General features: G+C 34.5%; 23 protein-coding genes and 1 tRNA gene. 11 read left to right on the top strand and 13 right to left on the bottom strand.

Features of this window, described 5'->3' with window-relative positions; translation table 11 throughout:
• Positions 1 to 61: 61 nt before the first annotated feature.
• The 5 genes from pdeM to AST99_RS05420 form a co-directional block, all read right to left on the bottom strand.
• A complete protein-coding gene (pdeM, locus tag AST99_RS05440) occupies positions 62 to 715 on the bottom strand; it encodes a ligase-associated DNA damage response endonuclease PdeM (protein ID WP_057779981.1) in 654 nt (217 codons plus the stop codon).
• 16 nt (positions 716 to 731) lie between these two features.
• Positions 732 to 3,197 (bottom strand): ligase-associated DNA damage response DEXH box helicase, encoded by a 2,466-nt coding sequence (locus AST99_RS05435; RefSeq protein ID WP_057779979.1) that lies wholly within the window; start codon positions 3,195 to 3,197, stop codon positions 732 to 734.
• A 3-nt stretch (positions 3,198 to 3,200) separates the two neighbouring features.
• A complete protein-coding gene (locus tag AST99_RS05430) occupies positions 3,201 to 4,793 on the bottom strand; it encodes an ATP-dependent DNA ligase (protein WP_057779977.1) in 1,593 nt (530 codons plus the stop codon).
• Positions 4,790 to 5,815 (bottom strand): ligase-associated DNA damage response exonuclease, encoded by a 1,026-nt coding sequence (locus tag AST99_RS05425; RefSeq protein ID WP_057779975.1) that lies wholly within the window; start codon positions 5,813 to 5,815, stop codon positions 4,790 to 4,792. The genes AST99_RS05430 and AST99_RS05425 overlap by 4 nt, the downstream gene beginning before the upstream one ends.
• A gap of 161 nt (positions 5,816 to 5,976) precedes the next feature.
• Positions 5,977 to 6,477, bottom strand: coding sequence for a pyridoxamine 5'-phosphate oxidase family protein (locus AST99_RS05420; protein WP_057779972.1), 501 nt, complete (start codon positions 6,475 to 6,477; stop codon positions 5,977 to 5,979).
• 337 nt (positions 6,478 to 6,814) lie between these two features.
• Here AST99_RS05420 and AST99_RS05415 point away from each other — a divergent pair.
• Positions 6,815 to 6,887 (top strand) — tRNA-Gly (locus AST99_RS05415).
• 740 nt (positions 6,888 to 7,627) lie between these two features.
• On the opposite strand, the gene AST99_RS05410 is transcribed toward AST99_RS05415, so the two are convergent.
• Complete coding sequence (locus tag AST99_RS05410; RefSeq protein WP_057779968.1) at positions 7,628 to 10,138, bottom strand: leucine-rich repeat domain-containing protein; 2,511 nt, start codon at positions 10,136 to 10,138, stop codon at positions 7,628 to 7,630.
• A 222-nt stretch (positions 10,139 to 10,360) separates the two neighbouring features.
• Between AST99_RS05410 and AST99_RS05405 the strand changes: the two genes are divergently transcribed.
• From AST99_RS05405 to AST99_RS05360, 10 genes are all read left to right on the top strand, one after another.
• Entirely contained in the window at positions 10,361 to 15,364 is a 5,004-nt protein-coding gene (locus AST99_RS05405) for a DUF4132 domain-containing protein (RefSeq protein WP_057779965.1), read from the top strand.
• A 116-nt stretch (positions 15,365 to 15,480) separates the two neighbouring features.
• On the top strand, positions 15,481 to 15,894 hold the full coding sequence (locus AST99_RS05400) for a hypothetical protein (RefSeq protein WP_057779963.1): 414 nt from the start codon (positions 15,481 to 15,483) through the stop codon (positions 15,892 to 15,894).
• A gap of 19 nt (positions 15,895 to 15,913) precedes the next feature.
• Positions 15,914 to 16,237 carry a hypothetical protein gene (locus AST99_RS05395; protein ID WP_057779962.1) on the top strand — a complete coding sequence of 108 codons (324 nt, stop codon included), beginning with the start codon at positions 15,914 to 15,916 and terminating at the stop codon, positions 16,235 to 16,237.
• Positions 16,238 to 16,261: 24 nt separating this feature from the next.
• Complete coding sequence (locus AST99_RS05390) at positions 16,262 to 16,747, top strand: hypothetical protein (RefSeq protein ID WP_057779961.1); 486 nt, start codon at positions 16,262 to 16,264, stop codon at positions 16,745 to 16,747.
• A gap of 66 nt (positions 16,748 to 16,813) precedes the next feature.
• A complete protein-coding gene (locus AST99_RS05385; RefSeq protein WP_057779958.1) occupies positions 16,814 to 17,545 on the top strand; it encodes an SIMPL domain-containing protein in 732 nt (243 codons plus the stop codon).
• 117 nt (positions 17,546 to 17,662) lie between these two features.
• On the top strand, positions 17,663 to 18,181 hold the full coding sequence (locus AST99_RS05380) for a GNAT family N-acetyltransferase (protein ID WP_057779957.1): 519 nt from the start codon (positions 17,663 to 17,665) through the stop codon (positions 18,179 to 18,181).
• Between the two features lie 156 nt (positions 18,182 to 18,337).
• Positions 18,338 to 18,952 carry a DUF1444 family protein gene (locus tag AST99_RS05375; protein WP_083495604.1) on the top strand — a complete coding sequence of 205 codons (615 nt, stop codon included), beginning with the start codon at positions 18,338 to 18,340 and terminating at the stop codon, positions 18,950 to 18,952.
• A gap of 72 nt (positions 18,953 to 19,024) precedes the next feature.
• A complete protein-coding gene (locus tag AST99_RS05370; RefSeq protein WP_232301582.1) occupies positions 19,025 to 19,405 on the top strand; it encodes a hypothetical protein in 381 nt (126 codons plus the stop codon).
• Between the two features lie 72 nt (positions 19,406 to 19,477).
• Positions 19,478 to 21,853, top strand: coding sequence for a leucine-rich repeat domain-containing protein (locus AST99_RS05365; RefSeq protein WP_057779955.1), 2,376 nt, complete (start codon positions 19,478 to 19,480; stop codon positions 21,851 to 21,853).
• Between the two features lie 33 nt (positions 21,854 to 21,886).
• A complete protein-coding gene (locus tag AST99_RS05360; RefSeq protein WP_057779954.1) occupies positions 21,887 to 22,657 on the top strand; it encodes a hypothetical protein in 771 nt (256 codons plus the stop codon).
• Between the two features lie 144 nt (positions 22,658 to 22,801).
• Here AST99_RS05360 and AST99_RS05355 read toward each other — a convergent pair whose 3' ends face one another.
• The 7 genes from AST99_RS05355 to AST99_RS05325 all read right to left on the bottom strand — a co-directional run bounded on the left by AST99_RS05355 (position 22,802) and on the right by AST99_RS05325 (position 26,892).
• Positions 22,802 to 23,260, bottom strand: a complete 459-nt coding sequence (locus AST99_RS05355; RefSeq protein ID WP_057779953.1) for a DUF4168 domain-containing protein — start codon at positions 23,258 to 23,260, stop codon at positions 22,802 to 22,804.
• Positions 23,261 to 23,434: 174 nt separating this feature from the next.
• A complete protein-coding gene (locus AST99_RS05350; protein WP_057779952.1) occupies positions 23,435 to 23,866 on the bottom strand; it encodes a hypothetical protein in 432 nt (143 codons plus the stop codon).
• Positions 23,867 to 23,877: 11 nt separating this feature from the next.
• Entirely contained in the window at positions 23,878 to 24,384 is a 507-nt protein-coding gene (locus AST99_RS05345) for an endonuclease V (RefSeq protein WP_057779950.1), read from the bottom strand.
• 39 nt (positions 24,385 to 24,423) lie between these two features.
• Complete coding sequence (locus tag AST99_RS05340) at positions 24,424 to 25,179, bottom strand: DUF2314 domain-containing protein (RefSeq protein WP_057779948.1); 756 nt, start codon at positions 25,177 to 25,179, stop codon at positions 24,424 to 24,426.
• Positions 25,180 to 25,205: 26 nt separating this feature from the next.
• Positions 25,206 to 25,727, bottom strand: coding sequence for a hypothetical protein (locus AST99_RS05335; RefSeq protein WP_057780284.1), 522 nt, complete (start codon positions 25,725 to 25,727; stop codon positions 25,206 to 25,208).
• Positions 25,728 to 25,748: 21 nt separating this feature from the next.
• A complete protein-coding gene (locus tag AST99_RS05330) occupies positions 25,749 to 26,456 on the bottom strand; it encodes a DUF1963 domain-containing protein (protein ID WP_057780282.1) in 708 nt (235 codons plus the stop codon).
• Positions 26,457 to 26,466: 10 nt separating this feature from the next.
• Entirely contained in the window at positions 26,467 to 26,892 is a 426-nt protein-coding gene (locus tag AST99_RS05325; RefSeq protein ID WP_057779946.1) for a DUF2262 domain-containing protein, read from the bottom strand.
• Between the last annotated feature and the right edge of the window lie 23 nt (positions 26,893 to 26,915).

Below are 26,915 nucleotides of genomic sequence, written 5' to 3'. Positions count from 1 at the left end.
TCAAATAGATTATCTCAAAAGACAATAAATTTAATGCATTGAAAACATGAAATTAGAATATTTAGTTTTGAGACTTAAGAGGAATTTCTAAAACCTCATCTTCAGTATTTACAAAGATGCGATCATTCGTTTTGGGTTTAATTATATATTTACCTGTAAAGACTCCAAATGCTGGAAAAATCATTTGATTCTCTTTCCAATGAAAGCAACTCAATTTTAAGTTTTGTCTTCCTAATCCGCGTAACTCCACACCAGGATGAATGTGCCCAGAAAAATTATAAAATCCCTGACGTTCTTCCGGATGATGCGTTAATAAAAAACCATCCAGTTCCCAGTCTTGCAAAACCTCAACTCCCAATTGGGTATAGCGTTCAACATCAATAATATCATGATTTCCTGAAATTAAAACCACTTTACAGTTCAACGTTTCTACCCAAGATTTAAATACTAACCATTCGTTATTAATATGACTATGAAACAAATCGCCAAGAAAACACACTGTTTTGGTTTTAAAAGTAGCAATTACGGTTTTCAGCCTATTAAAATTATGATGCAAGGATATTTGGGGAATAGCACTACCGTGTTTTCTAAAATGTGTAATCTTACCTAAATGCACATCTGCAATCAATAACATGCCTTTATCTTCCCAGAATGCGACGCCTGAAGGATGTAAAATAAAACGTTGATTATTACAGTGTATTGGAAGTGTTTTCATTAAATGTAAATATAGGTTACGATTTTTCCAATTGAATAGTCATTCGCCTAATTCTGTCTGCTAATTTTTCCGATGACAATTTAGCGCGTAAGCGGTCTGTAATAATTGGAAACGAAAATGGTGTGGGTTTGGCACACGATTTCCAAATAATGGTTTGTGTACTAATACGCATTAAAGCCAATTGTAATCTGCCCTCTTCTAATTGATGCTCAAAAGTTTCTGTAAACGCTTGTTGAAACAATAAATTATCGGGTTCGTAATCTTCAAACACCCCGAATAAAAGTTGAGAACTGGCTTGCAAATGTTTACTCTTTACCGACTTACTCGGGTATCCAGTAAACACAAGTCCTGAAATTACGGCAATATCTCGAAATTTTCGTTTCGCCATTTCCGAGGCATTGATACTTTTTTCTAAATCACTTCTTAAATACTCCGACGAAAACAAATTATTATCTAAAACAGCCTGTATATCTATGGGCTGATCGGATAATAACTCGAAACCATAATCGTTAAACGCAATGGTAAACGAAATGGGATGTAACAAACTTAAGCGATACGCCAATAAACTTCCCATAGCTTCATGCACAAAATAACCTTCAAACGGATAAAAAACGGCATGATAGCCTTCTCTTGTTTTAAAGGTTTCGATTAAAAACTCATCTGAATTTGGCACCATACTTTCCCGATTCTGCCGAATTACAATGGGTTCTAAAGCTTTTAATTCTTTTGTTTTTTGTTTTTCATTTGAATTTAAAAGATACAGTTCTTCACGAATCAGATGACTCATTTCTGAAGAAAAACTCATTCTTCCTCCCATCCAATTCGGAATTTTAGCATTTTTCTGTTTAGATTTTTTTACTAAAACCTGCATATTTCTTACACGAAACAATTCCAATTGTCGACCTGCAAATGTAAACACATCTCCTGGTCTTAATTTGGAAATAAAACTTTCCTCTATAGAACCAATATAACCTCCTTTTAAAAACTTTACATTTAATACGGCATCACTAACTATTGTTCCTATTTGCAACCGATGGCGCATGGCTACTGCCCGACTGTTCACCTTAAATTTTCCGTCGGGTTCTATGTCTACACGTTTATATTCGTCGTACGCTTGTAAACTTTGTCCGCCAAGAGTTATAAAATTTAGAATCCATTGAAATTGTGCTTTTGTTAGTGTCTGAAAACAAAATGTACTTTTTATTTCTGGAAAAATCTCCTCCGGATAAAATCCATCCGACACTGCCAACGTCACAAGATATTGCACAAGCACATCAAAACTATTAAGATATGGCACGCGGTCTTCTACAACGGTATTCGAAACGGCTTTAATTAAAGCAGAAGCTTCTAATAATTCTAAGGCGTGCGTTGGTAAAAAATAAATGACACTGGTTTTTCCTGGCTGATGACCACTTCGTCCAGCGCGTTGTATAAATCGGGATACGCCTTTTGGTCCGCCAACTTGAATAATGGTATCCACAGGAGCAAAATCTACACCCAAATCTAAACTCGAAGTACACACTACAATTTTAAGATTGCCTTCTCGTAAAGCAGTTTCTACCCAAAGTCGTGTCTCTCGACTAATGCTTCCATGATGCATGGCAATATCGCCAGCAAACTCGGGATGTTTTGCTAATATATTTTGAAACCAAATTTCACACTGTGACCTTGTGTTGGTAAAAATTAAGGTCGACTGACTCTCTTCTAAAATGGGAATAACGTGTTCTAGTAAATGTAATCCCAAATGACCTCGCCAAGGGAATTTATCTATGGTTTCAGGAATGATGGACAAGACGTTTATCTTCTTTTTTATATGCGCTTTAATTAAAACTGAATTCGATAGACGCTCCTTGTTCACACCAAATAACACTTCCCGCGCTTGGTCTAAATTCCCAATAGTTGCAGACACACCCCAAGTGCGCATAGTTGGCGCAATAGTATTTAAGCGCGACAAAGCCAATGTCATTTGCACCCCACGTTTATTCGCCACAAGTTCGTGCCACTCGTCTACAACTACACCGATTATATTTTTAAACATTTTATCGTACCCCTTAGTGGCTAACAATAATTGCAAACTTTCAGGTGTGGTAATTAGTAAGCTTGGCATTTTTCTTTTCTGAGATGCTCGTTCTTTTGCCGAAGTATCTCCAGAACGAATGCCAACCGTTAAAGGCACATCTAAATCATTTACAAAGCGCTCGGCCGCCTGTTTAATTTCTACCGATAAGGCTCTCAAGGGCGTAACCCAAATCGCCAAAAGTCCTTTTGTGGGTTTCGACTTGTAATTTGGATGTTGATTGATATACTCTAAAACTATGGCAATCCAAAGCGCATAGGTTTTTCCGCTTCCCGTAGGTGCATTTAAAAGTCCATGTTTTCCTTGTAAAAAAGCGGTCCATGTTTGTTTCTGAAACGGAAACGGTTCCCAACCTTGGGCTGTAAACCAATCGTGTGCTAATTGCTCTAACTCCTTTCTATTCATAATTCAACTTCGCATTAACAATTCTAAATCTTCTAGTTTATTCGCATCCTCTATCTTTTTATCTTGTCTCCATCTCAATATTCTTGGAAATCGTGTCGCATAGCCACTTTTATGTCGGCTTGAAGGTGCAATGCCTTCAAAAGCAATTTCGAAAACCAATTCTGGTGTTACACTGCGCACCGGTCCGAAACGTTCTAAAGTGTTTCTTTTAATCCAAGCATCTACTTTTCTAAATTCGGCATCTGTAAGTCCGGAATAGGCTTTTGCAAAGGTGACGAGTGTATCATTTTCATCCCATAAACCAAATGTATAATCCGTAAATAAATTACTACGTCGACCATGTCCCCGCATGGCATAGGTTAAAACAGCATCTATAGTAAATGGATCTGTTTTCCACTTCCACCAATCTCCTTTCTTTCTGCCTACTAAATATTTAGAATCTTTTCGCTTAATCATGAGTCCTTCACTATGCATTTCTCTAGCACGATCCCGTTCTTGTGCAACGGCTTCCCACGATTCGCAAACGACTGTTTCTGAAAGTTGAAGAGGCAAATGCGCTGTATTTAGTCTCGTTATTAAATCTTCTAAGATAATGCGTCGCTCTAAAAATGAATGTTGTCGTAAGTCTTTCCCTTTCCATTCTAATATATCGTACACTTTTAAAACGACGGGTGTTTTTTCTAAAAGTGCTTTACTCACTGTTTTTCGTCCGATACGGGTTTGTAAATCTTGAAAAGTCCCGATAGCATTATTGGGATAGGGTAAAATTTCGCCATCTAATACAGTACCGTTAGGAATTTCATCTTTAAACACATGAAATTCGGGATATTTATCGGTAACTAATTCTTCACCTCTACTCCAAATAAACAATTCATTATCTCGAATAATTGTTTGCGATCTAATGCCATCCCATTTGTGTTCGAAACTCCAATCTTCAATATTTCCTAAGTTAAACACAGGACCTTCTAACCCGTAAGCCAAATAAAAAGGATACGGTTTAGAAATAAAATCTGACGCTTTTTCTTTTAATACCAAATCTTCAAAAGATATGGTACTCGGGTCCCATTTACCCATTAATTTATAGGCTAAGACATCTTCATCTACTGCAGTGGCTAGAGATAAAGCGCGTGTCATTAATTTCTGACTCACTCCGATTCTAAAACCTCCAGTAATTAATTTAGTAAACACAAAACGCTCGTAGTAATTTAAGATGCTCCAATTTTCGGTAACATACTTTTTCTTAACGTCATCACTCTCTTTTTTAAGCGCAAGCATTTCATTTAAGAATTGCGTTAACGACTTTTCACTAGTGTTTTGATTGGTTGGTAGAATGAGAGCAATGGTTTCTGCTAAATCTCCAACAATATGATAAGATTCTTCAAACAACCACAATGGTATATTGGCTAATTCTGAAGCCCAAGTTCTTAGTAAAGTCGTATTAACGGGCCTTGGTGGTCTTCTATGAGAAAGAATCGCGATGGTCCACACCCGATCCTGATCACTCGCCCTTTTAAAGTACTCGGAGAGTGCATTTACTTTTAGCGTAGTCTTATTGGTGCTATCTAAAGTTCTGACTAATTCTGCAAAGTTTTTCATGAATCTAACTCTTTTTCAAGTTTGGTATCCGACTCATTTAATTCGCCTTCAAACTGTGTATGTTCCGTTCTTGCATCTAAGCCAAGAGTTCGTAAATATTTAGAGAAAACATCTGTATAGCCGTGCGTACAAATTACTTTTTCTGCACCTGTGGCTTCAACAGCTTTTAAGAGTTCTTGCCAATCGCAATGATCGGACATCACGAAACCTCTGTCTACTGCGCGCCGGCGTCTTGCTCCTCTAAATGCCATCCAGCCACTTGCAGACGCTGTTACAAAAGGCACCATTTTTCGTATCCATGTCGAACCATGAGCACTTGGTGGTGCCAATACGATGTTTCCTAATAACTCGTTCTTTGTTGTTTCTCGTGTTATACGTGTTGTTTCGGGGAAGTTAACCATAGGACGAATAACCTCCGTCATATTTTCTATAGCCCCATGAGTGTATATTTTACCAATATCGGTATCTAAATACTTCAATAATCGTTGGGCCTTCCCTAACGAATAGCCAAAAAGAATTGACGTTTGTTTGGCTTCTTTATTCGTTGCCCACCAGTTATTAATATCATTAAAAACTTCTGCTTGAGGTGTCCAGTTAAACGCAGGTAAACCAAATGTACATTCGGTTATAAAAGCATGACATTTTACGGGTTCAAAAGGAACCGCAACCCCATCATCTTCCAATTTATAATCTCCAGAAAACACCCAAACTTCGCCACGGTGTTCTACACGTATTTGCGAACTTCCAATAATATGTCCCGCAGGATGTAGAGAAAACTTCACGTTATTAATGACAAAAGACTCGTTGTAATTTACCCCACTGACTTGTATATCGCCCAATCGGTGTTTAATAATTGGAACATTGGTGTGATGTGTAATGTATTTTTTATGACCATATCGACTATGATCGGCATGACCATGAGTGATTATAGCACAATCTACAGGTTTCCAAGGATCTAAATACACATTGGCAACCTCACAGTATATACCATTATCATTAAATACTAATAAAGGGGTTTTCATGTGGTTCTTTATTTTAAAGATATAACTATCTAGCAACATTCATTCAGACCAAATTCTATAGCGTTAATCTTTACTTTATATGAGCACATTTTGAATGATATTCTATTCCAATTTTCAAAATAAAACAATAAAAAATCGAGCCGAAACCCGATTTGAATACTTTACAATTTTATTTGACCATAATCCATGGTATCAGGTTTTTCACCTGATAAAGCACTTACACCGAGCTTTACCAAAGTCACCAATTTATTATGTTTAGGATCCCAATAAAACGCTTCTTTGGGTGTGATAGAAATGGCCGTTATGCTCGGGTCGTCTTTACCTTCAAACCACATATCGTCCGCCTTAGAATATAACGATTCAATTACAGATTTATCTGTTGTAATACTGGCTTTCCCATAAACATTTAAAAACTGCATATCGCTTTTATCTGCATAGATTAAATGCACATTAGAATCTATACTAATATTCTGATTATGTGTACTATTTTTATTACTTAAAAACCAGATGACTCCATCATCATCGACTTTTTTAGTACTCATCGGAATCATGTGCAAAGGCAATTCATTGAGATTGGTTGCCATCATGGTAAAGTCAATGTCTTCTGCCATCTCTTTAATTTTTAATTTTGCTTCGTCTTTATATAAATTTTCATTGCTCATATGATTATCTTTTTTTTCTGATTATTAACTCAAAATAAGTTGATTACAAGATTACAAAACAACCACAATTAGAGATGATGCAATGCAATCAAAGTTTAACTCAGAAAAAGGGGTATTGAAACGGATTATATATGATGTTTGGTATTTATTTCAAAAAAACATCGGACAATTAATTATTACCTTACCTAAAAAGCACAATAACTAATTCGTAATAATCTATAATTTAACACTTTAGTTTTAAGGACTAAAAAAAGTAAATAATACTTTAAAAATCGAAGCCTTTTAATTTGGAAATTAGAGTGAAATACATGTAAATTTGCATCCGCTTACCACAACTGCGAGAGTAGCTCAGTTGGTAGAGCGTCAGCCTTCCAAGCTGAATGTCGCCGGTTCGAACCCGGTCTCTCGCTCAAAGCGCTTCATAAAATTATGAAGCGCTTTTTTTTTGTGATAACTGGTATATACTATTCATTCGGATCAAGAGCAATTATTGTGTTTTACATGTATGTCGTTTATTAAAAATCTATACTTTAACGTTCTCGACTCCGCTCGAACACCATTAACAAACATATGGTTTTCACTATCTCACAAGCAATTTAGAAGTGTCTCTAAAAGATTAAACATTGAAAATTTAAACGGTATTCGAGCGGAGTCGAGAATTTCCCATGACAATCACAATCAACAAACAATTTTCCATTACTTTGATTAATAGTACGATTCGTGACTGTCAACTAATTTACATTCTCGACTCCGCTGGAACACCATAGAAAACATGGGATTTTCACTATTTCATAAGTAATTTGGAAGTGTCTCTAAAAGATTAAATATTGAAAATTTAAACGGCATTCGAGTGATGTCAAGAATCCAAATGATAGTCTAAAAATCAACAAACAATTTTCCATTACTTCGATTAATAGTATGATTCGTGATTGTCTACTAATTTACATTTTTACGTTCTCGACTCCGCTCGAACACCATAGAAAACATGGGGTATTCACTATTTCATAAGTAATTTGGAGTGATTGTAAAACAATCTACAAATAATTCTTCAGCAATAGCTTAAGAGCACATCAATATAAACTCCATGCGTTTCTATGTTACAAAATCCAAACTATTTATCAGTTCACTCATAACTTTTTAGAATGATTTATTATATTCTAAAAGGTGCTTCACTATCTACATCATCAAAATTTCGTTGGGACACTAATTTATGTTCTAAGGGCTCATAGAGTTCAGACTTCATATTACTACCATTAAATTTAGAGGTCCAATACACCAATTTCTTTAGATTAAGATTTCTAAAGTCTTCAGATACTTGTTCTGAAAATTCGCATCCACTAATACTTAACACTTCAAGCTGTGATAATGACGCTAATTCTGTTGGTAAAACCACCTGTTTGAAATGGTTTAGTCCTAAAACACGTAGACTCTGCATATGAGCAATCCAAGTCGGAATTTCGGTTTCCCTATTATGTGCTCTGATAAAAAACGTTTCTAAATTTAATTTAGCAATCGATTCAGGATATGCCGTGACATTTTCATTTAAACCTTCTAACCAAAGGTGCTTTAAAGTATTCCAACTTGATATTACTTCAATACTTTCATCTGCTATATGATCACAATGTATCAGTTTTACCGCTTCAATAGTTTCAACGCTTAGATTGTCTATGGTTTTAAACGCGACACTCTGCATTCTTAATTTTTTAAGCTGAGGCAAATTTACAGCAGGAAAAGTATCAAAACCTGTGGCTTCAAATATCCCTAAAAATTCAAGGTTAGGCGTGTGAGTTAATAAACGTTCTAAAGCTTCGGTAGTTCCGTTATAACCTTCAATACGTAATACTTTTAGATTTGTATGTTTATAGGCAGTTAATGCATTATTATGTTCCGGATTATTTTTTTTACACGTAATGGTAAGCTCTTTTAAATTCACGAAGTTTTTAAGTAAGCTATCTAACTGACTCACATCACTGGTAAAATCAAACGATTCAATTTTTTCTGGATGTCTAAAGTTTTCAAAATCTAATACATTATTGACATCATCATTTCTATGTCCAAGATTAAATTTAGCCGCACTAATTAGTGCATAAAATTCCTGTAAATTAAGAATTGGTGTGGCTTTAACTTCCACATTAAACACATCAAACTGTTCTGTTCCTGCTTTTATGCCTTTAATTTCAGAAATAGTTAAATTGGTAATATGCTTAGGTAAATGGTCAGTGTCTACAACTAAAGCACTCGCATTTTTAATCGTCAGGTTATCTAACTGTTCAATTTTTGAAAATACTGAAGGGAAAATTCTAACAGCTAATTTTATATCTTTAGTATGCCATTCTTGAAATCTGTATAATTCAATATTTTTAAGATTTATACATTGCTCTATCCCTTCAAAAAGCCAATCTAATTTATGTTCTAGTTTATAATGAAGCGTTGTTAGGTTTTTAAATACAGCTAATGATGTTTTATGCGGAATTTCTGGTGCTTCACAATCTACAGTTATCGTCTTTAAATTAGGGAAAAACGACGCATTATCTAACACAAAATGAAGTAGTTTGGGCGAATCTACTTCTATAGATTCTCGCAGACTTACTTCTGTCATTGGTGTAATATTTATATAACTATTACCTATTTTAGTGACCAATTTAGGTCTCGACGCATCTCCAAAAAATAAGGTAGCCGATACGGTATCTATCTTAGGTGCTATCAGCTCAAAATGTTCTAACTTAGGTAAATCTTCAAATCCATTTGGTAGGTTTGTTATGCTTTTGGATAGCAACATAAACCTTTTTAGTTGCTTTAAATGACTAACATCTTTAGGTAATGCTGTTAATTCATCAAGGTTAAATAAATCCATACGTTTTAAGGATTCAGGAAACACGACTTGAGATAAATCTTGAACCCCAACATATTGTAGTTTCAACGCTTTTAATTTAGTTAATGCTGAAAGCCAATTAAAGTCATTTAAATTCAGGTTATCAGCAGAGTTTCCAGACCAATATGCACCTTCAATACCAATTTTTTTTAAGGAGGTTAACTGTGACATTGTATTAGGGAAGCTTTTTAAACAAGGCACTACAAGCTTTAATTTTTTTAAATTGGGTAAATTACCAATAGCCTCAGGTAATTGCTCAAACTCACCTTCTAAATCCAATGTTTTTAAAGCTGTTAGTTTTGGTATTTCATTAAGGATATTATCATAGGTATTGCCTTCGCCTTTTAAATGAATCTCTAGACTTTCAATCCCATTAAAGCGTCCTAAAATTTCAGGATGTTCTAACAACTGAACCAAAAATTCTTTCGAGAAACTGTATAATCCCAATTCTGGCGCTCTACTAATAAGGGTATAGAGTTTAAACAAGTCTAAGTCTACTGAAAGCAATCCATATTCTAAAATGCTAATCAGTCTTGCGTTTACAGATTTTATCCCTCCTTTTTGGGTGAGTTTTTTGCGACTTGTAAAGGCGAGTTGTAAAGCTTCTGGTGCCTGCTTTTTTATGATATTGGTACATTCGGTTCTCATGTTTTTGTCTGCTGTTGATTTTGCAATGACAAAAATTTCATAATAAAAAGCTTCAGGAAAGTTTTTACACCCTTTTATAGCTTCAAAAGAGGCTTCAAGTTCAAAAAAATTAAATATTGGAGTTTCTATAGATTCAGGCATAAGACTTATAACGATTAAGGTTATACAAAACTATTTCAAAATCATTAGCGTCTGGTCACTGTATTCTGTGATATTTAAAACGTAAAAAAAGCGCCTTATAAAAATCACTAAATACCGTGAGTTTAAACAAACAGATTTCTTTTACCTTGCCATCAGTAATTCGGTTTGTTTAGAAAAAGACAAATCATTGTTAATGACCATAGTTAAAAATATTTAAGAGATATGATTCCCATAGAAAACGCTGAAAAATATATTCATAAGTTTAAAAAACCAGATGTAGACCGTTTTGAATTTCGTGCTTTTTCTGAACCGTATCGGGTTTTAGCTAAAATTTTAGGGCGCATTGACAAAGGTGAACGAAGAAGTTATTACACCGCCAGCGATTATATGGCGGTTTCTGAAGATGCCATTAATAACAATCCGTGGCGAACTGAAGAAGGTATGCGCTTAGGCATGCAGTTATTTGGTATTATGCAAGCCCCTTATTTAGCCGATATGTGGGATTTTATGGATACACTTCCCTATCAAAAAGGTTACAGCAGAAAGGCTTTTAGGTCTGTTAAAACTAAAGATACCTTACGTAATAAATTACAGAGTTTTACACAATTTTTAAGTTTAAGCAGAAAAGGTTTTGGCGGATTATCGTTACAAGAGCATTTTCAATACAGCACTTACTTTCCCCACGGAAACAGTTACTTTTTAGCGACTTTGCTCCATAATGGACATGGCATGTTTGATGAATTATTAGATGACATCCTTCAAAATGAAGATGATATTGGAGGTGTTAGCTCCGATATTATTAAAGCCTTATTACTCTCCGAAGATAAAAAACATTGGGAAATGGCGGCTAAATTATTACTCGCCGCCCAACGTCAAGAAGGTTTAAGACAAACCATTTTAGAATCTTTAGATGAGTCGGGTCTTGGCGCCCTAAAATATATGATTAACGTGCTTTTAGAAAACGATTTAGCTCGTTTTAGCAGTGTGAATAGAGCCGTGAGCACGTGGTTTGGATTAAATTGGGAAACGCCTAAAAAATCGGTGATTAACCGCGTATTAGAAATGGCTCAATCTCTAATTTTAAATGTAAAAGAAGTAGACACCTACTTAAAGAGTAAAGACAATTTAGAAGTTTTAGTCGGTTTATGGTCTATAGCGATTTTAGATGTGGACACGGCAAATAGAAAAGCCTTAGATATTGTTTTTGAATCTGAAGATAGAGCCAAAAAGATTCTTGCATTATACTTTATCAGTAATACAGACCGAACGAATGATTTATTAGTCGATTATTTCCAAAAAGAATTGGGTAAAGATTATGCCGTAGACCATTGGGTGGCAGTAAACTTACCGCCTACCACTTTAGATAATGAAACCTTTGAAAAATTATTTGCTGTAGCAAAAACAGCAGAAGACAAAGGGAAATCTTTCGAGAGTAAAATATTCTCGTGGTGGAGTTTTACACCTAGCTCATATTATTTCTATCAGTTTCTAATTAACGGTGCTACCGAACAGCAATTAGAACTCATGGCTACCGATTTGGAAGTTTTACCAACAGAATTCAGAGAGAGTTACATCCGTAAGGTATTCCCAAAACATTACAGCTATTCTTTTTACAATTACGAACAAAAATTAAAGGAGAAAGAACGTTTAAATTTCGACCAATATTCTTGGAAGCGCGCCTTAGCAAGAAAAGCCATTTACAACCGTAATGAACTGCTCATGTCTACGGGATTAAATTTGTTCAGTAAAATGCATCTTTATGATGCCGATTTAGACATTGTTGAAGATTTATTAAGACGAAAACATAAAGGTTTACGAACGGCTTTAATTCAGTTACTACTCCAATTACCTGTAGACAGCTTAAGAACCTATACGACCAATTTAGTGTCTTCAAAAAGCATCGACCAGCGTTTAGCAGGATTAGAAGTGTTAACCCTTTTGCATGATGCCAACAGACAATCTAATTATGTAGAAGAGCAAATTCACATGTACAACGAGCGTCCTAAAATCACTAAAAACGAACAGGTGTATTTAGATAAGTTTTCGGATACTTCAGAAGAGTTAAACTACAGCAACGGTTTTGGTGCTATAGATTACGATAATTTAACACCGCTATACATCCCAAAAACACGTTTTGAAACCAAGACAAATATCTTCGATAAATTAGGGATTTCAATGTCGGAATCTTCAAAATTTAAGTTCAAAGATTTTATTGATGTTAAGAAAATCATCACTCAAGTCAATCAGTTAATTGCGCTTGTTGCCGAAAATAAACAGCACGAATATCAAACAGAAGTTTATGATGGTGAAATTGCAACTACATACATAGAAAAAGGCATTCGTGATATCAAAAAATTAGGAGACGATGCTACGGCAGAAGAGCTTTTACATAATATTCCGTTAGCAAATGTTTGGATGGCTTGGTACGAAAAAAGTGGTTTAAACGATTTTGAAATGTATGCGACCATCCGTTACATAAAAAGACGAAACACACCTTTTGGCGAATACAAAGAATTAGAGCCTTTTGGTAGACAATATTATCCCGATTTAAACGGCTTAAATTTAGGCGAAAAACAAGCCTATTACAATACATCAAATGAATACGTCACCATTTTAAGTCGTTTATTTAAAGTCTACTGCGAAGAAAAAACAATCGCATCTTTTAAATTAGATATTTTAGAAGACATGATTGCTAACTTTCCTAAAAACCTTAAGTTACTTCAATTTCAATCTTCTCGTTATCGTTACGAGGTTAAAACCTATAATTGGGCCAACGTGGTGTTACCACTCGCACCAAGTTTAAGCCACAGTAATTTAGAACATGTATCTCAAGAAGAACTTCAACGCTACTGGGGAATTTACATGTATCTAATAGCGCAAGATATTAGTCATCCTTTACCTACTACAGAGGTAAAAGTAATTACAGAACAAGCTAAAAGACCAGGAATTGTACCATTCCCAGCGGTAGAAACGACAATAAAGCTTTATAAAGCAGGGCTAATAAATGATGATGACTTACGCTTTCAGGCCTTACATTCTCGTGAATTAATGGTCATTATGGATGGAGGTTTTAACTACAGAATGAACTATAAATTGGTTGAAAGAGATTCCATTCCTAAGCATGTCATTGCGCCATTAAAAGCTAACATATTAGAAACAGAACTAGAACGTGGCGATTTAGCGACGCCTGCAACAGACTATATAAGTTCTATTTACCGCGTAGAAGGCATCGATTATGTGTTCCGAATTTTAGAACGTTTAGGCAAAGATAATTTTGAACGTGGTTACAGTTATTACGGCGATAGTAAGAAAACCATTTTTAGTGATCTTTTAAAGAAAACCACCTTTAAAGACACCGAAAGTTATGCCGATTTCGCTAAACATGCAGACGCCTCTAAAATAACTAAAAAGCGTTTAATCGAACTGGCTTGTTATGCCACACAATGGACAGCCTTTGTGGGTGAATATTTAGGTTTAGAAAACTTAGACAGTGCCGTTTGGTGGTTTCAGGCACACGCTTCAGATTATATGAATAGTGAAAAAGAAACCATTATTTCGCGTTATTCTAACATACCAAAAAGTGATTTTGCCATTGGTGCCATAGATATCGATTGGTTTAATAAAGTATATCAAACCATCGGAAAATCGAATTGGAAATTACTTCACGATGCCGCCAAATACATTACCGATGGAAACGGCCATCGACAAGTCAAACTCTATTCTAGCGTCATGTTAGGTGAAGTAAAAATTACCGAAACCTTAAAGAAAATTAAAGACAAACGCGATAAGGATTATGTGCGTGCTTTAGGATTAATTCCGTTAAGTAAAACCGTACCCGAAAAAGACGTCTTAAAACGTTATAACCTGTTGCAAGACTTCTTAAAAGAGAGCAAACAATTTGGACAACAACGTCAAGAAAGCGAAGCCATTGCTGTTGGTATTGCACTAGATAATTTATCCCGAAATGCAGGTTATCAAGACCGTGTGCGTTTCAGTTGGGCCATGGAAGCTAAAGCGACACAAGCCATTATGGAACATGCCGTACTCAACATAGAAGAAACAGAAATTGAACTCGTAATTAACGACCTTGGTAAAGCAGATATTAAAGTTACCAAAGCAGGAAAATCACTAAAAAATATTCCTGCCAAATTGCGCAAAGACAAGCAAATTATCGCTTTAAAAGAGCACAAAACCTACTTGTCTAGACAATACAGCAGAACGCGTATCTCCCTAGAAAACGCTATGGTTAACGAAGATGAATTTACAGCGCTAGAAATTCATAATATGATGCAACATCCTATTGTAAAAGTGATGTTGAGCAAGTTGGTTCTGTACGTTCCTGAGCAGGAAATATCTGGTTTTTATAACGAAGGTGTTTTAACCGATGCTTCAGGACAAACACACCCATTAAACGAAGACGATGTCTTGCTTATTGCACACGCCTCTCACCTATACCAAGGGGTAGAATGGGATATGTACCAAAAACATGTATTTGCAGAGCGCATTACCCAACCTTTTAAACAAGTGTTTAGAGAGTTGTATTTAATCACGAATGACGAGCGCGAACACAGCAACAGGTCTGAGCGTTACCAAGGTCATCAAATTCAGCCTAAAAAAACCGTAGCCTTATTGCGCGGTCGTGGTTGGACGGTGAGTATGGAAGATGGCCTGCAAAAAGTGTATCATAAACGCGGATTTATAGCCACCATGTACGCTATGGCAGACTGGTATTCACCATCAGAGGCCGAAGCCCCAACGTTAGAAGACATCTGTTTTCATGCTATAGATTCTTATAAAAGAATTCCGTTAACAGAGATTCCGCCAGTAGTATTTAGCGAAATTATGCGAGATATCGACCTTGTGGTAAGTGTTGCTCACGTTGGTGGCGTAGACCCTGAGGCGAGTCACAGTACCATGGAAATGCGCGGTGCCTTGGCCGAAGCTTCAGCTCAATTATTCAAGCTTAAAAACATCACGGTTAAGGAGCGTCATATCTTTATAAAAGGAACTTTAGGCGAATATAGCATTCATTTAGGAAGTGGTCAGGTGAGTAAAAACGGACTGTCGTTATTCATCATTCCGGTGCACAGTCAGCATCGCGGACGCATGTTCTTGCCTTTCGTAGACGAAGACCCAAAATCGGCAGAAATTATTTCAAAAATGAAATTACTTTCAGAAGACCATAAAATCCAAGATCCAACCATTTTGGCACAAATTAATAGTTAATACAAGCATTAGGGCGTTACCTCGCTTAGGCGAGGTCGGGCTTTCTGTTGCAAGTCCTCGTGCTAGCGCACTGTGGGCTTTCCTCGGCAATCCCTAACGCAAAATATACGTAAATCATGGAACTCACGTTACAACTAAAAAGACTCGGGAAGAAAAAAGTAAAAGAAGTCCCTTTTACTCTAGAGGAAAGTCCTAAAAATCTAGAAGAATTATTAATTGGCTGTGTTAAACATCAAGTCGATGCGTATAATAAAAAACGCACCGAAGTAAATGTTATCGGGTTTTTAAGTCCAGCCGAAATCCAAGAACAAGCCCAAAGTGGTAAAGTCGATTTTGGAGATATTACTAATACAACACTTGCTAATCATCAACAAGCCATAGACAATGTGTTGCTAGCTTTTAAAGACGGGCTTTTCGTGGTGTTTGTAGACGATGATGAAATCACTGATTTAAGCACACCGCTAGAACTCACCTCAGAAAGTGTCATTGCCTTTATCAGGCTCACCTTTTTAGTCGGCACCTATTGGTAGTTTTTTTAATTTAGTAATCATGAATATTGAAAACATTCAAACCCAATTAGCCACACAAATTATGAATCATCATAAAACTTGGAGCAATTTATTAGTCAACCTAGAACTTGGCAATGAAGCTTCCAGTTATTGGGATGTTACATTAGAACCCACTAATATTTCTGTCGAGCTTAATAATACTTTTTTCACGTTCAAAAATGCAGAATTTAGGTTTGATATAAATTCTGGTGTTTCTTATGGTGATGACGTTAGCATTTTCACGAAACAAGTTTCTGGCAAAGGAAGTTATCAATTTATAGATGACAAAACAATACATCTAACAGAACTAAAAATTGAAGCATAGGATTTAGAAACGAATAGAAAATTAATGGAAACAAAATTTAAAACTAAAACAGGATTTTGTCATATTTTACCAGATAAAATTATTCTAACAAGAGATGGTATTATCGGAAATGTAGCAAAAGTGGCTGTTGGGAAAAGCATCACTCGAGTTTTAATAATTTATGGCGGAATTTCTGCTTTCTTACTTTATTCAGCATTTGATAGTTTTCAAACAGGTCAAGTTCCGATATCAATATTTTATTTAATTATTGGTTTATTTCTTATGTATGGAATATGTTCTAGCTTTAATAATTCTACAACACCAATAATCGAAAGAAAAGATATTAAAAATATCAAATTTAAAAAAGCAATATTAGGAATAACGCGTTCTCGATTTGAAGTCCGTTTTAAAGACGAAAATGGAAAAATTAAGAAACGTATCATTATGTTACCCGGTTCAATCCATCAAGGAAAAAAAGAAACAGAAATAGCAAAAAAAATAATGGAAAAAGAGAAGTTATTAAATGAATAAAATGTGAAGACCACATTTAAAAAAAGGTTTTAAAACATCAAAATAAATAAAAAATCATTACACATTATGAAACATTATACAAACGCCATTATTTTTGGAATAGCCATCGTGGCATCTTCAATTTTCTTAGGTAAAGCCTACACCGATAGAAATAAAGTAGATGGCGAAATTGAAGTCACTGGCTTAGGAAAAACAGATTTCTCATCCGATTTAATTGTTTGGGAAGGCAGTTTTAGTTCCGTGAATTTAGATTTACAACAAGCTTACATCGCTTTAGAACAAAAGAAATCGACCATAAATAATTACTTGACAAAGAAAGGAATTAAGCCAGAGGAACTAGTTTACAGTGCGGTATCAACACATCAGAAAACCAAACAAATATATACCATTAATGGCGATTATGCCGGTGAAGAATTTGTGGGATACGAACTCACACAATCTTTAGAAATAGAATCTAAAGACGTCGATAAAATTGAAAAAGTCTCTAGAGAAATCACAGAATTACTAAATCAAGGCGTTCAATTCTATTCGCAAGCACCACGCTATTATTACACCAAACTTGCTGATTTAAAAATTGAAATGATTTCTAAAGCCACGGAAGACGCGCGTTTACGTGCCGAAAATATTGCTAAATATTCTGGAGGCGCATTAAGTGATTTAGAATCGGCTAAAATGGGTATCTTTCAAATTACAGGACAAAATTCTGGAGAAGATTATTCTTGGGGAGGAACCTTTAACACAGCAAATAGAGAAAAAACAGCTTCTATTACTATGAAGTTGGTTTATAAAGTAGACTAATCCCCTACTCTATGTATTAAAAAAAAAAGGTATTCTTATCAATTAGAATACCTTTCTTTTTATATTAAATTGGACGGTATAAAACGCCTTCAGCATAGAGAAGTAAAACAAATTTAAATGGTTGAAATTATACAAGCAAACGCCACACATACAGAGCTCATAGTGGCAATAGGAACACAAGCATTTAGAGAGTCTCACGGCCATAGTGCTTCCAAAGAAGATATAGATGACTACATTTCTAAAACCTATAATACGGACAAAATTCTCAAAGAATTTGACCATAGAAATGTGCATTATCATCTCATTTATAGTGATGGCAGTATTGCAGGATTTTCAAAAATTGAATTACACACTGAGAACGAAAATATAAACGCTTCTGCTCTTACTAAATTAGACCGGATTTATCTTTTAGAAGCTTTCCACGGTAAAAAATTAGGCGTACAATTATTCCAGTATAATATTGAATTATCTAAAAAACAAAATCAGAACGGCATTTGGCTTGCCGTTTGGACAGAGAACCAAAAGGCTGTAACCTTTTATAAAAAAATGGGCTTTAAGATTGTAGGTGCATTTGATTTTAAAATATCGGAGACGCATAAAAATCCTAATCACATAATGTATTTAGAGTACAAATAATGTGTCTTTAGATATAGAGTGCTAAGGTGTTTACCATACTGTAACACCTTTTTTTTATGCCCAAAAAGTATATAGCTAAATCCTGAAATAGCTGAATACCGTGATAAAATAATTGGTGTGTTGCTCTAATTTTGTAAGAAATAAAAATCAATAATTATGAGCAATACCATATACGGACCAGAAAAAACACCTGAAGAAATAGCCAAAATAGTAGAGCAAACTGAAAATAGTGATAAAAAGATTTACCCTATTTTAAAACCTGGAAATTGGGTAGGATTAAAAGCAGGAGCCTTAAGTTCTACTTTAATTCCTTCAGAAGATGGTGCTGAGGTTGTAATTGCTTACGGTATGGATACCCCAGATAACTTTGTGTTTTTAAACAAACAGCATCTCGAAACTATGGATGCCAAGCAAATTACCCAAGAAGCTTTCACCAATTTAGAAAACTACGACACCGATTTCGAATTCGTTAAAGCTTTACACAATAAAGCCTTAGCCTCTAGTGGGAATGATTTTTCTAGTGAACGCCTGCTTTCTCAAGCACATATGCTTAAAGCACACACCATGCTAGAGGCCGACGAATTACTAGTTTCTGTGCCAAGAAGAACCTGTATGATGGTGATATCTAAAACAGCAGACGAAGACACCATTAATAAATTCATCTACTTACACAACCACACTTGGGAAGACGACAGTTATGGTAACGCACCTATTACCAATGCCCTTTTTGTTGTAAAAGAAGGTTCAATTGTAGGACATATCCCATTATAATTTAAGACGACACAAGAACTATTTATCGTTGGATTAGCAACGGTAAATAGTTTAATTTAAAACTTATATACATTGAAAAATCTAGACTTTAGTATTAACGGAAGAGTACAAAATTTAATGGTTGACGTTTTTGAATCTGTTAGCGCTTCCAAGGAAACAGAAATTAAAATAGGTGAACTTCTAGACACACAAAGTATTTTTGAACTTGTGTTTGAAATTGTAAGAGAAACCGGATTTTATAATGCCGATGAAAACTTTAAACTGATTAAAGCTTTGAATATAGACACTGATGAAGACGCCTTGGAAGATGCCTTGTACACTACATGGATTAGCATGGGAAACACCTTAAACACAGCAAAAACTCAAGAAGAATTTAATGCCAAGTTTGCCATTTTTGTACCCATTATTCTAAAACGAATGGAGCTTATTAATCGTAGTTCGCTAACGCAGTAAACGGCTATAGCATCATCATAAAAAACCCATCCCCAACCGCTTTATTAATACACTGTCTTTCTTTTTAATACTATGGAATTTAATATAAATGATCTGACCTCATACTACACGCATTTAAAAACGCAACCCAATTACCCAAAAACTTATTTATATGAGCTTTTTGCTGTTGGTAAAACGTCTAGAGATGAAATTATTGTTAATGAAGTTTCTAAAATCCTAGAAACGCACGGTACGCCAGAACTTCTTAGTGCTTTTAACACTCTTAATAAATTGCCTGAAGATGGTCAAAATTCCACAGAAGTTTTAAAAGCATTACTCAAATACGGACTTAAAGACCCATTATTTCCTATAGGTAAACTTTACACTATGTTTGGGTTTTCTTCACTTTCTATTAGAACGGAAACTATTGCTGAAACACTAGAAAAACAACCTGACCTCATTTCGCGTTTAAACGGTATAACGAAACTAAAAATAGCCAATGTATTTACTAACGGTTTACCAGAGGAAATTTGTGATATCACCTCATTAACTGCTTTAGACATTGAAGGCGATTACCAAGCGTTACCCGTTTCCATAGGTCATTTAAAACAATTAGAAGACGTCAGTTTAGAATTACCTAAATTAATTGTATTTCCAGAGTCATTCTGGTCTTTAAACAACATAAAAGAACTAGAATTAAGCGATATAGAAACAGATATTCAAGCGTCGCTTCAACTGGAAAAACTTACAAAATTAGAAGAATTAGGCTTCTACGAAGTCAATTTAAAAGATAGTTCTCAACTAAAACTTCCTTCAAGTTTAAAAGAATTAGATTTTATAAGACTAGAACACTTAACAAAACTTCCTACAAGTATTTCTTCACTCGTAAATCTTGAAAAATTCAACTTATTTAAGTGTCCACTGTTAGTTGAAATACCAAATGTCTTTCACAATTTAAACAAGCTTTTTGTGCTTAAGTTTAAAGCTGTTCCTTTAATTAAAACCCTTGAAGACCATCAGATATTTACTGCCAATTGCGAGTATATTACGTTAGATGATAACATAGAAATAATTCCTGCTGTATCACCAATTTCAAATTCTGAATTGTTAATCAGAGATGTCAAAATTTTAAATTACGTATTATCGCATCCTGAACGATTTGTCAACCTTAAAAAGTTAAAAATTCATTACATCACTATTTTCGCTGATGTTACAACAGGTTTAGGACAATTAACAACACTTGAGTCTATTGATATTCATCAAGGAAGTCATACCGAAACCTTATTTCAAAACATAGAAAACTGTACGCACTTACGCTATTTAAAATTATACGGTGTTACTATTATAAGCATTCCTGAAGGCTTAAAAGACTTGGAACATTTAGAGTATTTAAGTTTCAATAGCTGTCGTGAATTGGTTTTAGAAGCTAAGAATTTACCTTCTGAAATTAAAGACTTGCACTTATTTGACATTAAAGCATATGTTCCTGCTGAAAAATCACTTGAAACAGAACAAGCTTATTTTGGGAATTTAGCGATTGAAGCACCTCAAGTTTTGTTTCAAAATTTAATCACGACATCACTTCATTTTTCAGGTATTAATGAATGCGAAAACACCCAAGAAGATCTAACGCAATACTTACCAAAACCGGAAGTATTAACCACACTAAAAGCCTATACAAATACAGGTCATTTTCAAAATGTACTGGTCTATTGTACCAATTTAGAGCATTTACATTTAGATAATAATGAAGCGAGTCAAGCAACGTTAACAAGCCTACCTGCTCCGAAATTAAAATATTTTAAATTAGATTTTTATAAAGAAGACAACCTAGAATCTATTATTAAAAATATGCCCAATTTAGAGGGCTTAAATATGGCACATTATGACGTTTCAACTTCGTTTCCTAAAGTGACGTTGCCGAATTTAAAAGCTTTAGATTTAAGTTATACCACCTTTGAAAGTCTTGAAACTTTAGAAGCACCTGTTTTAGAATCGATTTATATTGCCTTAAGTTATCAATTTGGAATGGCAGGCTATGCAAAACTAAATCAGTTTAAAGCCTTGAAAAAATTAAGTTTTATGGGCATTAGTGACGAGGTAAATAGTATTCCGGAAAGTATTTCAGAATTAAAACTAACCGAGTTTTTAATCAACCATAAGTTTGAAGTGTTGCCAGAATTCATTCAGCATATGACCACTTTAAAAACCTTATCCTTAGGCGGAAATGACTTTGTAGATTTACCAACTTGGATAGCCGATTTACCTCATTTAGAACGCTTAGATATTGACAATTGTAAATTTGAAAATGCAGTTCCTGAATATTTTCAGAAACTAAAACTGAAAGAACTAAAATATTACATCTCTGGTTTTGATGGATATAATATGAATCCAGAAAAATACAAGAACTTAATAACACCGGGTTATACGGAGTTGAAAAAAGAATTCAGTAAAGAATCAAATGTGTAATTTTTGATGCTATTTAGTATTTAAACCAAAGCTATGAACATAGAAAAATTAATTAGAACTCGAGAGCCTTACCAAGAAAGGTTATTTGACAGTTTCTTAATCGAAAATATAAAATCGTACGAGGATCTTATGGGGGTTTATCAAACCTATAAACAAAATCATCCTGACAAGACCATAATGTTAACGCTTGATGATTTAGGTCAAGCAGAATATACTAGTGGGCACGCTTGTGATTACAATGCTCTGCTAGATACAGACGGTTATGATTTATCTGGACTTGACAAAGCCTGTTATGATGAAGATAACGAGCATTTGGGGCATTTGTCTACACCATCGGAATATTTTATTATCAGAGAAAACTTTTTAAAACAAACAAAAAGCATTGATTTTAAAATCGTTTGTGAAAAAGACATAAGCAATTCTGAAGACGATGTTTTAGATTTAGAAAACATTAATGAATCTCCATTGGCTTTTTTAGACCAACAGGTTGTCCTGAAGATTCTTCCTGTAGAACAACCGTACGAAGGACTTACCGGATTTCCTAATGGTTATTTTAATGCCGACTTTAGTCCTTTTGAAAATTATGCGTTATCAAAACACCTCTTTGAAACCTATAATTTTGAACTTTTTGGCATAGGTGCTTCCTTTTTAGGATTTATTAGAAATGAACCCTTAAAAGACAATGAATTAAAAGCATTGGTAACTGACTTAGCAAAACTGTATAACACCACAGAATCAGAGTTTGAAAAATTAGCAGATATCATTAAAGATAAAAATCATTTGTTCTTAAGATATACTGAATAATTTCAGTCGTAAAAACGCTGGAGAGCATTAAAACACTCATAAATTGTATCTAAAACTTAGATGAAATATAAATGCCAGGATTCTTATTTTATAAAGAACCCTGGCATGTATATTAAAGTAATAATTTAGAATATTTTTGAAATACTAAGACTTATCGCCTTGCCGTTTTACAAAAATAGCTTGTAATCGTTGTTGTAAACTTTCGTCCTGCTGAATTTTAGCCGCCAGTGATTCAAAGTCCTCTAAAGAAATTCCAGCTGATTCGATGCTGGCAATTGTGTTTTTCTCCATTTCAGGTTGCATTTGTTCAAACTTACTGGTTACTTTTCCATGTTTTTCTAGTTCCGCGGCAGTTGCATCCGATTCTTGATTTGGATCCATCATAGCTTTCTGAATCTCATTAAAACGGGCGATGTCCAGACCTTCTTCTTCAACAACGGCAATCATTTCTTGTTGAGATTTTTGGTTTTGCATTTGTACCACAGCATAAGCATCTGCAAACTGTCCCAATTGCTCGTCAGAAACACTTTGTTCTTGAGCCATTAGCGTGGTTGACACACAGATAAATAATAATAAAACACTAGTTTTTAATGATTTGATCATAACGATTTTTTTATGTAGTTTTTCCAAACCTATAAGTAATATTATGCATTGCCAATTAAAAAGACACACTTAACGTTATTTTATAATTTATTAAGAACTCTTTAAGTTTTTATTTTAGGTTATACAGTCAATTAGAGACAACGCAATAAAGTATAACTCACAGACTTCTTTTTGTTATTCTGAAAATTGTTTAACAATTTTAAAGAGCGTTAAATTAGTTCTTTGTATTGTTCCGTCATCGTGACGAAATAGATGTACATTAGTATTATCATAACAACCAAAGAACAATAAATCACCTTCGGAATTAGCTCCTACAGCTTTACCTAAAGCCAATTTTTCTAAACTCCATTTGTACCCATTTAAATCTTTAAATATGGGATTCATAAATTCACTTAATGTCTTTACATATGGTTTTAATGCGTGAATTAGACTTACTTTCATCCCGTCTATATTTGTCGGTTCCATCATCTTTTCAAAATTATATAAGGTAAATTCTTCGGCTTCAAAGACAACAGTCCGTGGTTTTTCGGCTATAAACTCCCTATAATTTTTTCTAAATAGTGGTTTTAGTTCATCTTCGGAGGATACGATTAAATCTTCATTCATAGTTGTATTTTTTAATGTATTAGTTCTTTTGTTTTAGTATCTACAATCTGTAGTAGCGTTGGCATTCGGTATTTACCGTGCATACGTTCTATGGCGTTACAAACCTCATCTCTATCTGTACCAATAGCAGTTACATACAATGGTTTTTTACTTTCGCCACGACATACTTCCTTAAATACAGAAGTTTTAGATACAAACTCAGATTTAGCAATTCCAACAACCGGAATTTTATGCTCTAAAGCTTGGTACAAATAGCCACCTAAACCTAAATGTTTTTCTTCTAGAATCACATAACCATCAACAATGATTAGTTCGACTTCTTCTAGATTCACTTGTTTTAGTAAACTTAAAATACACGGTAATTCGCGTTTGTAAAAAGATCCTGGTTCGTAGGGTGCTACGCCTTCAATAATATCGGTGTAAATTTTTGTTGGTTCGTCATCTTCCCAATCGTTAAAACTTACCGCGATTGTTTTGGCTTTTCCGTCGTAATAATAAGTATCAAAAGCGAATATCATTGGGTATTGTTGATGAGTTAAATAGTAAGAATATATAGATTAACTTAAAACAGGAATAATATGTGACCAATTTAAGGTTGTAGCAAAATCTAGAGCTGTTTTTCCTGTATTGGTCTTTGCGTTTTTATCTGCACCTAATTCTAGTAAAATCTCTACAGCTATTTTATTTCCTGCAATAGTTTCTGTGTGTAATCTCGTGACTCCATTTTCATCTGCAGCTTTTACAACATCTAGATTAGCTTCAAAATAGTCTCTTGCAGGTTGCTCCATTACTTTGCTCATTGGGTGCTCAATAAGGTTCTCTTCATTGTCTTCTTGTTGATAAGCCACTAGAATAATGTTAGGATCACCAAAATCTAGTCCCCAAGCCTCATCGTGTTGTTTTCTTTCTTCCGCCGTCATATCCGAACGTAAGACTTGTATGGTGTAACCGCCATAAGTTTTTCGGTCTATAGCTAACATCCAATCTGATATTTCTGAAACTTTTCTAGTTACGGTATCGCCTTCGGCAACATTAGTTAATAGGTTAGGTGAATTCATTAAAACACCAGTAATATGTTCCCCATCAAAAGCTATTTCGCTAATCCACATATGTTCTACAGTAAGTTGCTCATCACCTTCAGCCATTTGTTGAAAAGGAATCTTTACCAACGCTAAATTATGTGCAGGAACCACACGTTTTGCTTCCCAATATAGTTCTCTCCAGAAATAGTTAAACGTGTCTTGTGCTTTAAGGTAAGCCGCTTTCATTTTTTCGTTTTGTTTAGCAAAAACGATATTGTTATCTTGACTCATAGTAAATTGTTTTTTGTTAATTTTTTTTAAAGAAAGAATGTACCTGTTTCAGACATTCCGATTGGGTTTTGTGTGCGTGCTGTCCATTCTTCATTATTTAAAATAGAATGAGGTTGCATTACTATTTTGGTATCTAAACTTTTTCTACCCACAAGTACCATTTTGTCTTCTATGTTAGATTTAGTGCTGTTGAAAATTTCTAAATAGGCTTCATTAAAATGCATTAGCATAATCTGTGTTTTATTCTGAATTTTATAAATATCTAATACTTTGAAATAGGCTCCAGAAGCAATTAAATGAAACCCATATTTAGCTACATCCGGATTTATACCTCCTAAGTTAGAAGCCGAATTAGAGGCTATAGCAAAGCGTACATTTTTAGCTAAACCTTCTGCCTGGTTAGAGAGATCTGTAAAACCACGTTCTTGTATAATTTGGTCTACTTTATAGCGCGTAACTAAATCTTTTGAAAGCTCACAATCTCTATAATACATTGTTAAACCTGAAAATGTATTTTGGTAGGCCTGTTCTATTTTTATGTTTTCCATTTTGTAATTTTCAATTAACAATTAATAAAAATCGTAATACAAACTCCACTGGCTGGTGTCGTTATTTTTAGCAAACATTAAACTACCGCCATCTACCACGTTGAAATTTGCCTTATAATCTGATACAATTTGAAACACAAACTGAAAGCCTTCACCAAAACCATCAGCATCGCCTATTCCAGATTGACAAAAAGAAGGATAACCACCTATTTTATGGTCGTAGATATGATCTGTAATATCAAAATAATCTTCAATAACACCTTCTTTTTCTAATCTCAAAACTTCGGCTTCATCTTCCATTGTCAAACCACCACCATCCCATAATGGGAAATCATTTTCATCTAATTCTGCTTGTAGCGGAAAAGCATTTATAAACGAGTCTGAATTTTCTATATTTTTAATTTGAATATTTTCTAAGTTGTTATATTCTCTTATTACCCAATGGTCTCCCATATCTTCAAAACATTCTGGCCATTCTGCAGAAACAAAAACAGTGATGAGTTTGGTATCCTTAAGACTTGGATGAACGTAAGGCAAATTAGGAAGGTAAAACTGCGCTAACGGAAACATTTGATCTCCGTTTTTATCTAACGGAATGTCTTCGTCTTCATTATAAGCAAAGACTTTACCTATCCAACTTTCATCAAGGGTGTTTTTTGGTCTAAAGCCGCCTGTGGTAAATTTGGTAATCGGTTTAGATATTTTATTTTTAAGTTCTTCTACAGTCATTTGTGTGTTTTTATCCAAACATTGTGCTATCAGAAAAAGTTTTACCATCGTAAGATTGTGCAATTAAATAATGATTCCCGAACATTCCATCTTCATTATAAATGACGTCTATCAAGTCTTTTGCATAAAAATGAATAGCTGTTATCGTTAACTTTTTTCTGAATTCTTGCTTGCTTAACTCAGGATATCCATTGTCTTCATCGGCCCAGTTTTCATTGTAATTTTCGTAAAACGCATTTACGATTTCATCTGTGGCTTTGTTCTTTTTATCCTCAAAATCTTCAAAAAATGAATTTCCTAAAGCAATCATGTCCTCTAAACTAATGTCTTCTAAATTTAGACTGACATCAATTGTATTATTACCAGATAAAAAGGTTGTTCTATAACAATCTTCACTTCGTGGATCTTTTTTAAGCGTATCTTTTGTTATTTTCATTAGTGTTTGTTTTTAAGAATTTG

Origin of the sequence: Formosa algae (assembly GCF_001439665.1) — a bacterium.
GTDB lineage: Bacteria > Bacteroidota > Bacteroidia > Flavobacteriales > Flavobacteriaceae > Formosa > Formosa algae.
This window is presented reverse-complemented; position numbering and strand designations above follow the sequence as displayed.

Bases quoted from the DNA above. Each gene is read 5' to 3' on its own strand.
- pdeM (WP_057779981.1), bottom strand. From the start codon at position 715: ATGAAAACACTTCCAATACACTGTAATAATCAACGTTTTATTTTACAT.
- AST99_RS05435 (WP_057779979.1), bottom strand. From the start codon at position 3,197: ATGAATAGAAAGGAGTTAGAGCAATTAGCACACGATTGGTTTACAGCC.
- AST99_RS05430 (WP_057779977.1), bottom strand. From the start codon at position 4,793: ATGAAAAACTTTGCAGAATTAGTCAGAACTTTAGATAGCACCAATAAG.
- AST99_RS05425 (WP_057779975.1), bottom strand. From the start codon at position 5,815: ATGAAAACCCCTTTATTAGTATTTAATGATAATGGTATATACTGTGAG.
- AST99_RS05420 (WP_057779972.1), bottom strand. From the start codon at position 6,477: ATGAGCAATGAAAATTTATATAAAGACGAAGCAAAATTAAAAATTAAA.
- AST99_RS05410 (WP_057779968.1), bottom strand. From the start codon at position 10,138: ATGCCTGAATCTATAGAAACTCCAATATTTAATTTTTTTGAACTTGAA.
- AST99_RS05405 (WP_057779965.1), top strand. From the start codon at position 10,361: ATGATTCCCATAGAAAACGCTGAAAAATATATTCATAAGTTTAAAAAA.
- AST99_RS05400 (WP_057779963.1), top strand. From the start codon at position 15,481: ATGGAACTCACGTTACAACTAAAAAGACTCGGGAAGAAAAAAGTAAAA.
- AST99_RS05395 (WP_057779962.1), top strand. From the start codon at position 15,914: ATGAATATTGAAAACATTCAAACCCAATTAGCCACACAAATTATGAAT.
- AST99_RS05390 (WP_057779961.1), top strand. From the start codon at position 16,262: ATGGAAACAAAATTTAAAACTAAAACAGGATTTTGTCATATTTTACCA.
- AST99_RS05385 (WP_057779958.1), top strand. From the start codon at position 16,814: ATGAAACATTATACAAACGCCATTATTTTTGGAATAGCCATCGTGGCA.
- AST99_RS05380 (WP_057779957.1), top strand. From the start codon at position 17,663: ATGGTTGAAATTATACAAGCAAACGCCACACATACAGAGCTCATAGTG.
- AST99_RS05375 (WP_083495604.1), top strand. From the start codon at position 18,338: ATGAGCAATACCATATACGGACCAGAAAAAACACCTGAAGAAATAGCC.
- AST99_RS05365 (WP_057779955.1), top strand. From the start codon at position 19,478: ATGGAATTTAATATAAATGATCTGACCTCATACTACACGCATTTAAAA.
- AST99_RS05360 (WP_057779954.1), top strand. From the start codon at position 21,887: ATGAACATAGAAAAATTAATTAGAACTCGAGAGCCTTACCAAGAAAGG.
- AST99_RS05355 (WP_057779953.1), bottom strand. From the start codon at position 23,260: ATGATCAAATCATTAAAAACTAGTGTTTTATTATTATTTATCTGTGTG.
- AST99_RS05350 (WP_057779952.1), bottom strand. From the start codon at position 23,866: ATGAATGAAGATTTAATCGTATCCTCCGAAGATGAACTAAAACCACTA.
- AST99_RS05345 (WP_057779950.1), bottom strand. From the start codon at position 24,384: ATGATATTCGCTTTTGATACTTATTATTACGACGGAAAAGCCAAAACA.
- AST99_RS05340 (WP_057779948.1), bottom strand. From the start codon at position 25,179: ATGAGTCAAGATAACAATATCGTTTTTGCTAAACAAAACGAAAAAATG.
- AST99_RS05335 (WP_057780284.1), bottom strand. From the start codon at position 25,727: ATGGAAAACATAAAAATAGAACAGGCCTACCAAAATACATTTTCAGGT.
- AST99_RS05330 (WP_057780282.1), bottom strand. From the start codon at position 26,456: ATGACTGTAGAAGAACTTAAAAATAAAATATCTAAACCGATTACCAAA.
- AST99_RS05325 (WP_057779946.1), bottom strand. From the start codon at position 26,892: ATGAAAATAACAAAAGATACGCTTAAAAAAGATCCACGAAGTGAAGAT.